We start from the raw sequence: 13,085 nt of genomic DNA, 5'->3' as shown, positions 1-13,085 counted from the left end.
GCGAAAGCCCAAAACGCTGAATGGTAGAATTGGTTCCCTTTGCCCATGGATCACCGCCTCGTGGAAGCGCAAACGCTGCTCGCCCTGCCTGTCGTGCTGGCGCTGGAACCGGTCGCGGGCGAGCCGCCGGCGCCGCTGACGCTCTCCCGCGACGAGGCCGCGGAGCTGGCCTCCCTGGTTGCCGCCGACCTGCACGCGCTGGTGCCGCAGGTGGACGCCGCCCGGCTGGCGCTGGCCGGCGCGCTGTTCGACCAGGTCGAGTTGCTGCGGCCGGGCTTCCCGGTATGGGCCACGCTGGACGAGCTGGCGCGGCGCGTGCCGCGCGGCCATCTGGAGAACGTGGTGGCCTTCGGCAGCCATGAAGGACACATGCCGGCGCAACCGCTGGAACCGTCGCCGGTGTACGCCGAAGGCCCGATGCGGCTGTTGCCGATGAGCCTGCTGGCGCCGGCGGCATTGGCCGAGGAGCTGTCCGGGCAACTGGAGATCCAACTGGTCGGCCGCGGCGAGGCAGGCACGCTGACCGCCGACTGGCTGATGCGCAGGCTCGGCATCCGACTGGAGCACGTGCGCTACCTCAGCCGCAACGACTTGCTGGCGCTGACCTGCGTGCAGTACGAGCACGTCAACCTGGCGCCGCTGTGGGCGCTGCTGGAGACGGCGCTGCTGACCCCGTATCGCGAGGAAGCGACGATGAGCGCGCGCGGACTGGTTCTGCGCTACGCCGACGGCAAGGTGCTGGTGCAGTCGCCTGCGCAATGGCTGGCCGCGCAAACCGGCGACGCCATGGAGCGCGCGCACGGGTTCGCCGGCATCGTGTTCGAACTGCGCCAGTACGCCGCGCTGCTCGATGCCCATCAGTTGCCGCTGCAGTTGCAGCTGGACGCCGCGCAACAAACCGAAGCCACCCACGGCTACCTGCTGGAGACCTTGGCCGCGGCCGATCCCGGCTACGACGCGCCGACGCTGTTCGCGCACGAGGCGCCCGGCCTCGGCGTGATCGCGATCACCGTGGCGCAGCGCGGTGACGGCGGCCATGCGCGCGCGCTGGCGCACGCTTATCCGCTGCAGCCGCAGGCGCTGGGGCCATTGCTGGCGCTGCTGGCGGACCGTTACGGCAGCGCCGGCGAACTGCACGCGCTGGGCCGCGTCGTGCTGGATGGCGACGGCCGGCTCGGCGCGCCGCCCACCGCCCTGCACTGACACCCCCCAAGGGCGTCATTCGGGACATATGGGCAACGGCAGCAACTCGGCGCATGATGGGGCGGCGCCGACAGGGGGCGCCATGCTGACGGAATGACCATGCGGCCGCTCAAGCCTGCCGAGGTATTGCCATCGCTTCCGGATGAAACCGACTGGCCGGCCCGGGTGGCGCGCGGCACGCCGGCGCTGCTCGCCTATCTCGACCTCGAGCAGCGCTTCCGCTACGCCAACGACACCCATCGCCGCTGGCTCGGCATCGACCCGCAGCAACTGTTCGGCCGGCGCCTGATCGACGTGGTCGGCCGGCGCAACCACCAGCTGGCGGGCGCAGCGCTGGAGCGCGCCTACGCCGGCCACATGGCCAGCTACGAGGGCGAGCTGTACAACGGCGGCGAGCGGCGCTACGCGCACGGCAACTTCCAGCCCGACTTCGACGCCGACGGCCGGGTCTGCGGCATCTTCACCGCGCTGATCGACATCACCGAGCGGCGCACCCTGGAACTGCAGCTGCACGAGAGCGAGCAGCGCTTCTTCGCCGCGTTCCAGCACGCCGCGATCGGCATGGCGCTGACCCGTCCGGACGGCCGTTTCCTGCGCGTCAACGCCGCGGTCTGCCAGATGCTCGGCTACCGCGAGGAAGAACTGCTGCAGCTGGACATCGCCAGCCTCACCCATCCGGACGACATGGCGGCCGACGCGGAACTGATGGCGCAGCTGCTGGCCGGCCAGCGCGAGTCGTACCAGCTGGAGAAGCGCAACTTCCACAAGGACGGCCGCGTCGTGCACATCCTGCTCAGCGTGTCGCTGGTGCGCGACGAGCAGGGCGCGCCGCTGTACTTCGTCTCGCAGGTGCAGAACATCAGCCAGCGCAAGGCGTTCGAGGACGCGCTGCACCGCGAGCGCGAGCTGGCCGAGGTGACCCTGCGCTCGATCGGCGACGCGGTGATCACCACCGATCCGCAGCTGTGCATCACTTCGCTCAACCCGATCGCCGAGGCGATGACCGGCTGGAACGGGATCGAGGCGCAGGGCCGGCCGATCGAGGAGATCTTCCAGCTGTTCGATGCCCAGCACGGCCACGCCGTGGCGAATCCGCTGCGCGCGGCGATCGAGCACAACACCATTGTCGACCTGGCCGGCCGGACCCTGCTGCGCCACCGCCACGGCTTCGACACGCCGGTGGAGGATTCCTCCGCGCCGATCCACGACCACGCCGGCAACGTGATCGGCGGCGTGCTGGTGTTCCACGACGTCAGCGAGACCCGCGCGCTGGCGCTGAAGATGATCCACCTGACCCAGCACGACACGCTCACCGGCCTGCCCAACCGCAGCCAGCTGCACGACCACATCGGCCAGGCGATCGCCACCGCGAACCGGCGCCAGCAGCGCGCCGCGCTGCTCTACATCGACATCGACAACTTCAAGCAGGTCAACGAACTGCACGGCCACGCGGCCGGCGACCGGGTGCTGCGCGCGTTGACCGCCCAGTTGCACGGCTGCCTGCCCGGCGACGAACTGCTGAGCCGCTACGGTGGCGACGAATTCGTGGTGATGCTGCCGCACCTGGAAAGCGTGGGCGAGGCGGCCAGCCTGTGCCAGATCCTGATCAACCACGGCGAGCAGACCCGCGTCGATGGTCTGTCCGAACTGTCGCTGCGCCTCAGCATCGGCATCAGCGTGTACCCGGACGATGCGGTCGAGCCGGAAGACCTGCTGCAGCACGCGGAGACCGCGCTGGTCGCGGTGAAGGCGCAGGGCCTGCACGGCTACCGCTTCTTCACCGCGTCGATGAACGAGCGCGCGCGGGCGCGCCGGCGGATCGAGACGGCGCTGCGCCAGGCGCTGCCGCGGCACGAACTGGACTTGCACTACCAGCCCAAGGTGGACGCGCAGAACGGCCGCATCGTCGGCGCCGAGGCGCTGTTGCGCTGGCACGCGAACGGGCGCGAGCAGTACACGCCGGACCAGTTCATCCCGGTCGCCGAGGATACCGGGCTGATCCTGCCGATCGGCGCCTGGGCGCTTCGCCAGGCCTGTCGCCAGGCACAGCGGTGGCTGAGCGCCGGGTATCCGATTCCGGTGTCGGTGAACGTGTCGCCGCTGCAGTTCCAGCATGCCGAGTTCTACAACTGGCTCGACGAGGTGCTGGACGAAAGCGGCCTCGAGGCCGGCCTGCTCGAACTGGAACTGACCGAGCGCATGGTGATGTCCGGCGGCGACGCCACTACCGGCCTGCTGCAGCGGATCAAGCGGCGCGGCGTGCGGCTGTCGCTGGACGACTTCGGCACCGGCTACTGCAGCCTGTCCTACCTGAAGCATTTCCCGATCGACGCGCTGAAGATCGACCGCGTGTTCGTACGCGACATCACCACCGACCGCGACACCGCCACCATCACCAGCGCGATCATCGCGATGGCGCGCAGCCTCAACAAGGACGTGATCGCCGAGGGCGTGGAGACGCAGGAGCAGGGCGCCTTCCTGCGTCACGCCGGCTGCTCGCAGCTGCAGGGTTTCCTGTACGGCGCAGCGGTGCCGGCGGCGGAATTCCAGAAGCTGCTGTTCGAGTCCGCCTGAAAAGCCCGCCCTACGAAGCAGGGCCCGGCAGCAGCGCCTCGTACATGAAGTAATGGCAGCGCTGCATGCCGAGCCCTTCGTAAGTGGCCTGCGCGCGCTGGTTCTCGGTTTCCACGTACAGGCGCAGGCCGACCGCGCCGGCGGCTGCGGCGCGTTGCGCGACGTCGGCGTACAACGCCCGGAACGCGCCGCCACGGCGCGCGGCGGGCACCACGTAGACGCTCTGGATCCACCAGAAATCGCCGTCGCGCCAGTCGCTCCATTCGTAGGTCACCAGCAGGCTGCCCACGGCCGCGCCGTCGCGCTCGGCCACCAGGTAGAAGCCGCGCTGCGGCCGCTCGAACACGCCGCGGATGCCGCGTTCCAGCGTCGCGGGATCGAGCCGCTTGTGCTCGGTTTCCCAGGCCATCGCCGCATTCCAGGCGGCCAGTTCGGGCAGGTCGGTGAGGGCGGCGGCGCGGATCTGCAGCGACACGGCATGGCTCCGGTGAGGGGATGGACGTACATCGTAGCGTGCGCGGCCTTCACACGCCGACGCGTAACGTGGAAGCGAAGCCGGCGGTTGCAGCCCATCGAGGCGGGCTCCTGCCGGCGTGCCGCCCGCACGGAGCGCGTCGTGTTCCGCTCCGGCACGAGCCCAAGGAAAACCTGCTTTGAACATCGGCAACCTCCTCGACCTGCTCAAACTGCGCCGCCTGCGCGCCTTCCGCCGCCGTCGCGCCGCCGCGCGCACGCGGCCGGAGCAGGAGCCGGCACTGCGCGCGGAGCTGTTCAGCACCGAACAGATGGAACGGCACGGTCGCGCCCTGGCCGCGCAGCACCGGCTCAGCCCGCAGGTCAGCATGGATTCGCTGCTGGCGCGGCTGGACGACAACGAGGCGGTGCTGACCCACACCTGCGAACGGCTGACCAGCGCCACCCGCAAGCGCCGTCGCATCACCCCGGCCGGCGAATGGCTGCTGGACAATTTCTACCTGGTCGAGGAACAGATCCGGATCGCCCGCCGCCATCTGCCGAAGGGCTACAGCCGCGAATTGCCGCGCCTGGCCAGCGGCCCGTCGGCCGGCCTGCCGCGGGTCTACGACATCGCGCTGGAAATCATTTCGCACGGCGACGGCCGGGTCGACACGCACAACCTGCTGCGCTTCATCGGCGCCTACCAGGAAGTGACTCCGTTGCGGCTGGGCGAACTGTGGGCGATCCCGATCATGCTGCGGCTGGCCCTGATCGAGAACCTGCGCCGGGTCGCTGCACGGGTGATGGCGGACTGGCGCGATCGCGGCAAGGCCGCGCGCTGGGCCGATGCGATGACCGCCACCGCCGAGCGCGACCCGAACTCGGTGGTGCTGGTGGTCGCCGACATGGCGCGCTCGGACCCGCCGATGAACGGCCCGTTTGTGGCCGAGATGGCGCGCCGGCTGCAGGGCCAGAGCCCGGCGCTGGCGTTGCCGCTGAGCTGGATCGAGCAACGCCTGGCCGCGTCGGGGCAGAGCATCGAGCACCTGGTGCAGCTCGAAGCGCAGCAGCAGGCCGCCAACCAGGTCACGATCGGCAACAGCATCGGCAGCCTGCGCACGCTGTCGGCGATCGACTGGCGCGACTTCGTCGAGCACTGCAGCCTGGTCGAGCGCTGCCTGCGCGAGGACCCGGCGGGCGTCTACGCGGCGATGGATTTCGCCACCCGCGACCGCTATCGCCACGCGGTGGAATCGATGGCGCGCCGGCACCGGCTGAGCGAACTGCAGGTGGCCGAGGCGGCGATTGCGCTGAGCCAGGCCGAGGCGCCCACCGACAGCACCGCGCCACCGCCGCAGCACGTCGGCTACTACCTGATCGACCGCGGCCGGCGCCGGCTGGAACAGCAGCTGGGCATCCGGCCGCCGCTGCGCGAGACGCTGCGCCGCGGCTTCGACCGCGCGCCGCTGCCGATCTACCTGGGCCTGCTGGCCTTGCTCACGTTCGCGTTCGCGCAACCGCTGGTCGCCGCCGCCGCGCACGAGGGGCTGTCGCCGTGGACACTGCTCGCGCTGGCGATTCCCGCCGTCATCGTGGCCAGCCAGCTGGGGCTGAGCCTGCTCAACTGGATCGCCACCCTGTCGATCGCGCCGCGGCAGCTGCCGCGCATGGATTACTCGCACGGCATCCCGGCCAGCGCGCGCACCCTGGTGGCGATTCCCAGCCTGTTCGCCAGCGCGCAGGACGTCGACGAGCTGGTCGAGTCGCTGGAGGTGCGCTTCCTCGGCAACCGCGACGACCACCTGCACTTCGCCCTGCTCACCGACTTCGTCGACGCGGACCGCGAGACCTTGCCCGACGACGAGGCGTTGCTGCGACGGGCGCAACGGCGCATCGAGGCACTCAACGAGCGCTATGCCGACGGCCGGGCCGACCGCTTCTTCCTGTTCCATCGCCCGCGTCGCTGGAACGTGGGCGAGCACTGCTGGATGGGCCACGAGCGCAAGCGCGGCAAGCTGGCCGACCTCAATGCGCTGCTGCGCGGCAACGCGCACGGCCGCTTCATGCTGATCGTGGGCGACATCGCGGCGCTGGACCCGGTGCAGTACGTGATCACCCTGGACACCGACACCGAGCTGCCGCGCGACGCGGCGCAGGCCTTCGTCGGCACCATCGACCACCCGCTCAACCGCGCCGTGTACGACCCCGAGCGGCGCCGCGTGGTCAGCGGCTACGCGATCCTGCAGCCGCGCGTCGGCATCAGCCTGCCCAGCACCGCGCGTTCGCGCTACGCGCAGCTGTACGGCAGCGACGCCGGCATCGACCCGTACACGCAGATGGTTTCGGACGTCTACCAGGACGTGTTCGGCGAAGGCTCGTTCATCGGCAAGGGCATCTACGCGATCGACCCGTTCGAGCGCACGCTGGACGGGCGCTTCCCGGAAAATCGCATCCTCAGCCACGACCTGGTCGAAGGCTGCCACGCACGCTCGGGCCTGCTCAGCGACGTGCAGCTGTTCGAGACCTACCCGGCCCGCTACGGCGCCGACGTGAAGCGCCGGCACCGCTGGATCCGCGGCGACTGGCAGCTGCTGCCGTGGCTGCTGCCGTGGGCGCCGACCGCGCACGCCGGCTGGCGGCGCAACGCGCTGACCGCGTTGTCGCGCTGGAAGATCCTCGACAACCTGCGCCGCAGCCTGGTGCCGGTGGCGGTACTGGCGCTGCTGGTCACCGGCTGGCTGCTGATTGCGCCGGTGCTCTCGTGGACCGTGGCCGTGCTGTCGATGGTGCTGGTGCCGCCGCTGCTGTCGGCCCTGCTCGACCTGGTGCAGAAGCCGCGCGAGGTGCAGCTCGACCAGCACTTGCGCGCCGGCTTGCGGGCCGGCATGCAGCACCTCGCGCGGATGGCGCTGGGGCTGGCATGGCTGCCACACGAGGCGCTGTACCACATCGATGCGATCGTGCGCACGCTGTGGCGCATGGCGATCAGCCAGCGCCACCTGCTGCAGTGGCAGACCTCCAGCGAGGTCGAGCGGCGCAGCGACAACGCGCCGGCCGCGTTGTGGCGGCAGATGTGGATCGGTCCGCTGCTGGCCGTGCTGCTGGGCGTGGCGCTGGTGTTGCAGCGTCCGCAGGCGCTGTGGCTGGCGATGCCGCTGCTGCTGCTGTGGCTCGCTTCGCCCGCGGTCGCGTGGTGGATCAGCCAGCCGCGCCCGCTGGACGCGTTCGCGCCGAATGCGGCGCAGCAGCGCTTCCTGCGCACGCTGGCGCGGCAGACCTGGGCCTTCTTCGACGCCCACGTCGGCGCCGCCGACCACTGGCTGCCGCCGGACAACCTGCAGGAGCAGCCCGGGCCGGCGATCGCCCACCGCACCTCGCCCACCAACATCGGCATGGCGCTGCTGGCGAACCTGGCCGCGCACGACTTCGGTTTCCTGAGCGGCGGCCGCCTGCTCGAACGCACGCGCCTGACCCTGGCCACCATGCAGCGGCTGCCGCGCCATCGCAGCCATTTCTACAATTGGTACGACACGCAGAGCCTGCAGCCGTTGACGCCGCTGTACGTCTCGGCGGTGGACAGCGGCAACCTGGCCGGCCACCTGCTCACCCTGCGCCCGGGCCTGCTGGCGCTGCCCGACGAGCCGGTGTTCCAGCCGCGCGTGCTGCGCGGCCTGCTCGACACGCTGGAACTGCTGCACGACGCGCTCGACACCGACGCCGCCCGCGCGCTGGAACCGCTGCGGCTGGCGCTGCTGGACGCGCTGGCCACGCCGCCGGACCGCTGCAGCGCCGCGCTGGCGCTGCTGCAGCGACAGCTCGATCACGTTCACCTGCTGACCCGGGACCTCGTCGCCGAACCCGTCAGCGACGCGGCGTTCTGGCTGGATGCGCTGCTCGGCCAGGTCAGCGAGTTCGTCGACGAAGCGCTCGCGTTCGAACTCGATCCGCCGGACGACGACAACGCCGGTTTCGTCGGCATTCCCAGCCTGCGCCAGTTGGCGCGCATCGAGCCGCTGTGCTGGCCGGCCGAGGCAGGCGCCGACGCGGTGCGCGAGCGCGCGTCCACACGCATCGCCGCGCTCGAGCAGCTGGCGCAGCAGGCCGGCGAACTGGCGCTGATGGACTACCGCTTCCTCTACGACAGCGCGCGCGACCTGCTGGCGATCGGCTACAACGTAGACCAGCGCCGGCTCGACGCCGGCTACTACGACCTGCTGGCCTCGGAGGCGCGCCTGGCCAGCTTCGTCGGCATCGCCCAGGGCCAGCTGCCGCAGGAGAACTGGTTCTCGCTGGGGCGCCTGCTCACCACCGTCGGCGGCGAGCCGGTGCTGCTGTCGTGGACCGGCTCGATGTTCGAGTACCTGATGCCGATGCTGGTGATGCCCAGCTACGAAGGCACCCTGCTCGACCAGACCTGCCGCGCCGCGGTCGCGCGGCAGATCGAATACGGCAACCAGTTGAACGTGCCGTGGGGCGTTTCCGAATCCGGCTACAACACGCTGGACGCGCACTTCACCTACCAGTACCGCGCGTTCGGCGTGCCCGGGCTGGGCCTCAAGCGCGGGCTGGGCGACGACGTGGTGATCGCGCCGTACGCCTGCGCGCTGGCGCTGATGGTGGCGCCGGCCGCCGCGACGAAAAACCTGCAGCGGCTGGCCGAGGCCGGCGCGCGCGGCCGCTTCGGCTTGTACGAGGCGATCGACTACACCCCGGCGCGACTGCCGCTGGGCCAGGACTCGGCGCTGGTGCGGCAGTTCATGGCGCATCACCAGGGCATGAGCCTGCTGGCGCTGGGCTATGCGCTGCTGGGCCGGCCGATGCAGCGGCGCTTCGAATCCGACCCGCAGTTCCAGGCCACCAGCCTGCTGCTGCAGGAGCGCGTGCCGAAGACCGCGGCCGAGTACCTGCACGCGTCTGGCTTCCCCGAGCTGGACGGCAGCCTGCAACCGGCCGAAGCGCGACTGCGCGTGTTCGCCGATCCCGACCGCCCGCGCCCGGCCGTGCAGCTGCTGTCGAACGGCCGCTACCACGTGATGCTGAGCAGCGCCGGCGGCGGCTACAGCCGGCGCGGCGAGCTGGCGTTGACGCGCTGGCACGAGGACATCACGCGCGACCACTGGGGCATGTTCTGCTACCTGCGCGACGTCGCCAGCGGCGACTACTGGTCCACCGCGTACCAGCCCACGCGAAGGAAGACCGAGCAGTTCGAGGCGATCTTCTCGGACGCGCGCGCCGAGTTCCGCGTGCGCGAACACGAGTTCGACGCGCACACCGAGATCGTGGTGTCGCCGGAAGACGACATCGAACTGCGCCGCACGCGCATCACCAACCGCAGCCGCACGCGGCGCACGATCGAGCTGACCAGCTACGCCGAGGTGGTGCTGGCACCGCCGGTCGCCGACGCGCTGCACCCGGCCTTCAGCAAGCTGTTCGTGCAGACCGGGCTGGTGCCGGAGCTGCAGGCGATCGTGTGCACGCGCCGTCCGCGCGCGGCCGACGAGCACGTGCCGTGGATGTTCCACCTGCTGGCGGTGCACGACGCCGACATCGACGCGATCTCCTACGAGACCGACCGCGCCCGTTTCATCGGCCGCGGCCGCAGCACGGCCGAACCGCAGGTGCTGGACCGCGAACAGGCGCAGCTGTCCAACAGCGAAGGCTCGGTGCTCGATCCGATCGTGGCGATCCGCTGCCGCATCACGCTGGAGCCGGAGCAATCGGCCACCATCGACTTCGTCACCGGCTACGCCGAGCAGCGCGACGGCTGCCTGCAGCTGATCGGCAAGTACCGCGACCGCCATCTCGCCGACCGCGTGTTCGACCTGGCCTGGACGCACAGCCAGGTGCTGCTGCGCCAGCTCAACGCCAGCCTCGCCGACGCACAGCTGTACGAGCACATGGCCACCGGCATCCTCTACCCGAACGCCAGCCTGCGCGCCGAGCCGGCCGTGCTGCGCGGCAACCGCCGCGGCCAGTCCGGGCTGTGGGGGCAGGCGGTCTCCGGCGACCTGCCGATCGTGCTGCTGCAGATCGCCAGCCCGTCACGGATCGAGATGGTGCGCCAGCTGGTGCAGGCGCATGCGTACTGGCGGTTGAAGGGTCTGGCGGTGGACCTGGTGATCTGGAACGAGGACCGCGCCGGCTACCGGCAGGAACTGCAGGACCAGATCATGGGCCTGATCGCCTCCGGCAGCGAAGCCAGCCTGCTCGAGCGCCCCGGCGGGATCTTCGTGCGCCCCGCGCAGCAGCTGTCCGGCGAGGACCGCGTGGTGATGCTGGCCAGCGCACGGATCATCCTCAACGATGGCCGCGGCAGCCTGGCCGAGCAGATCGGCCGGCGCCAGGTGGAAGCCCATGCACCGCGCTTCGAGCCGAGCCGGCCCCGGCGCATCGGCAGCGCCATGCTGGCTGCCAGCGCCAGCGCCCCGGCGACGCTGCAGCTGGCCAACCCGCACGGCGGCTTCAGCACCGACGGCCGCGAGTACGTGATCACCCAGGCCGCCGGCGACAGCACGCCGGCGCCATGGTCGAACGTGCTGGCCAACCCGTACTTCGGCACCGTGATCTCCGACAGCGGCAGCGCCTACACCTGGGGCGAGAACGCGCACGAGTTCCGGCTCAGCCCGTGGCACAACGACCCGGTCGGCGACGGCGGCGGCGAGGCGCTGTACCTGCGCGACGAGGAGACCGGCCAGGTATGGTCGCCGACCCCGTTGCCGTGCCGCGGCAGCGGCAGCTACGTCACCCGCCACGGTTTCGGCTACAGCGTGTTCGAGCACCACGAGGACGGCATCCGCTCCGAACTGTGGGTCTACGTGGCGCTCGATGCCTCGGTGAAATTCTCGGTGCTGAAACTGCGCAACGAGTCCGGCCAGGCGCGCCGGCTCAGCGTCACCGGCTACGTCGAGTGGCTGCTCGGCGACCTGCGCGCGAAGACCGCGATGCACGTGGTCACCGAGTCGGACCCGGCCAGCGGCGCGCTGTTCGCGCGCAACGCCTACAACAGCGAGTTCCCGAACCGGGTGGCGTTCTTCGACATCGACGACCCCGCCCGCGGCATCGATGGCGACCGCAGCGAATTCCTGGGCCGCAACGGCAGCATGCGCGCACCGGCCGGACTCGGCCGCACGCATCTCTCCGGCCGGCTCGGTGCGGGACTGGACCCCTGCGCGGCGTTGCAGTCCCGCGTGAACCTGGACGACGGCGAGCAGCGCCAGCTGATCTTCCGCCTCGGCCTGGGCCGCGACGCCGCCGACGCCAGCGCGCTGGTGCAGCGCTTCCGCGGCAACGGCAGCGCCGCCGACGCACTGGAAAAAGTCCGCGCGCACTGGGCGCGCACGCTGGGCGCGGTGCAGGTGCACACGCCGGAGCCGGCGCTCGACGTGCTCGCCAACGGCTGGCTGCTGTACCAGACCATCGCCTGCCGCCTGTGGGCGCGCAGCGGCTACTACCAGTCCGGCGGCGCGTTCGGCTTCCGCGACCAGCTGCAGGATTCGATGGCGCTGCTGCACGCCGCGCCCGCGCTGTCGCGTGCGCAGCTGCTGCTGTGCGCCGCGCACCAGTTCGCCGAGGGCGACGTGCAGCACTGGTGGCATCCGCCGCTGGACCGTGGCGTGCGCACCACCTGCTCCGACGACTACCTGTGGCTGCCGCTGGCCACCAGCCGCTACGTGCTGGCCAGCGCCGACCGCGGCGTGCTGGACGAGTGCGCCAGCTACATCGAGGGCCGCACGCTGCACCCCGGCGAGGAGTCGTACTACGACCTGCCGCAGTCCGCGGGCCTGCGCGAGACGCTGTACCAGCACTGCGTGCGCGCGATCGAACGCAGCATTGCCCAGCGCGGCGCGCACGGCCTGCCGCTGATCGGCGGTGGCGACTGGAACGACGGCATGAACCGGGTCGGCGAACAAGGCCGCGGCGAAAGCGTGTGGCTGGGCTTCTTCAGCTGCGAGGTCCTGGCCCGCTTCGCCGAGGTGGCCCGCCTGCAGCAGGACGAGGCCTTCGCGCTGCGCTGCGAGAGCGAAGTCGCCCAGTTGCGCATCGCGCTGGAACAGCATGGCTGGGATGGCGCCTGGTATCGCCGCGCGTACTTCGACGACGGCACGCCGCTGGGCTCCAGCGGCAACGACGAATGCCGGATCGACTCGATCGCACAGAGCTGGTCGGTGCTGTCCGGCATCGGCGCGCCGGAACGCCAGCAGCAGGCGATGGATTCGCTGGATGCCCACCTGGTGCGCCGCGAAGCCGGCCTGGTGCAATTGCTCGACCCGCCGTTCGACAAGTCGGCGCTCGACCCCGGCTACATCAAGGGCTACGTGCCCGGCGTGCGCGAGAACGGCGGCCAGTACACGCACGCGGCGATCTGGGCCACGATGGCGTTCGCCGAACTCGGCGACAGCGCGCGCGCGTGGGAACTGCTGCGCATGATCAGCCCGGTCAGCCACGGCATCGACGCCGCGCAGATGGACGTCTACAAGGTCGAGCCCTACGTGGTCAGCGCCGACGTCTACGCCGTCCAGCCGCACACCGGGCGGGGCGGCTGGAGCTGGTACACCGGCTCCGCCGGCTGGATGTACCGGCTGATCGTGGAGTCCCTGCTCGGCCTGCGCCTGGAAGCCGGCAAGCTGCGCTTCGCGCCGGTGCTGCCGCCCGAATGGGAAGGCTTCTCCATCGACTACCGCCACCACGACACCTCGTACCGGATCCACCTGCGCCAGAGCGATGCCGGCACGATGAGCACCGTGTGGCTGGACGGCGTGGCGCAGACCGATGGCTGCATCCCGCTCACCGACGACGGGGCGGAGCACAGCGTGGAGTTGAACTGGCCGCGCCGCCCATGAAGTCGGCTGCGG

At 70.7% G+C, this 13,085-nt stretch carries 4 protein-coding genes; 3 read left to right on the top strand and 1 reads right to left on the bottom strand.

Translation table 11 applies throughout. The features are described 5' to 3' along the window. Positions 1–60 precede the first annotated feature (60 nt). Both ABIE04_RS09100 and ABIE04_RS09095 read left to right on the top strand, forming a co-directional pair. Positions 61–1,203, top strand: coding sequence for a hypothetical protein (locus ABIE04_RS09100; RefSeq protein WP_354549842.1), 1,143 nt, complete (start codon positions 61–63; stop codon positions 1,201–1,203). A gap of 99 nt (positions 1,204–1,302) precedes the next feature. After that, positions 1,303–3,777: a sensor domain-containing protein gene (locus tag ABIE04_RS09095; protein ID WP_354548910.1), complete on the top strand. Its 2,475-nt coding sequence runs from the start codon at positions 1,303–1,305 to the stop codon at positions 3,775–3,777. Between the two features lie 10 nt (positions 3,778–3,787). On the opposite strand, the gene ABIE04_RS09090 is transcribed toward ABIE04_RS09095, so the two are convergent. After that, positions 3,788–4,252, bottom strand: a complete 465-nt coding sequence (locus ABIE04_RS09090) for a GNAT family N-acetyltransferase (protein ID WP_354548908.1) — start codon at positions 4,250–4,252, stop codon at positions 3,788–3,790. 178 nt (positions 4,253–4,430) lie between these two features. On the opposite strand from ABIE04_RS09090, the gene ABIE04_RS09085 reads away from it, so the two are divergent. Further along, positions 4,431–13,073: a GH36-type glycosyl hydrolase domain-containing protein gene (locus ABIE04_RS09085; RefSeq protein WP_354548905.1), complete on the top strand. Its 8,643-nt coding sequence runs from the start codon at positions 4,431–4,433 to the stop codon at positions 13,071–13,073. The last annotated feature ends 12 nt before the right edge of the window (positions 13,074–13,085 follow it).

Source organism: Rhodanobacter soli, from assembly GCF_040548735.1.
Taxonomy (GTDB): Bacteria; Pseudomonadota; Gammaproteobacteria; order Xanthomonadales; family Rhodanobacteraceae; genus Rhodanobacter; species Rhodanobacter soli_A.
This window is presented reverse-complemented; position numbering and strand designations above follow the sequence as displayed.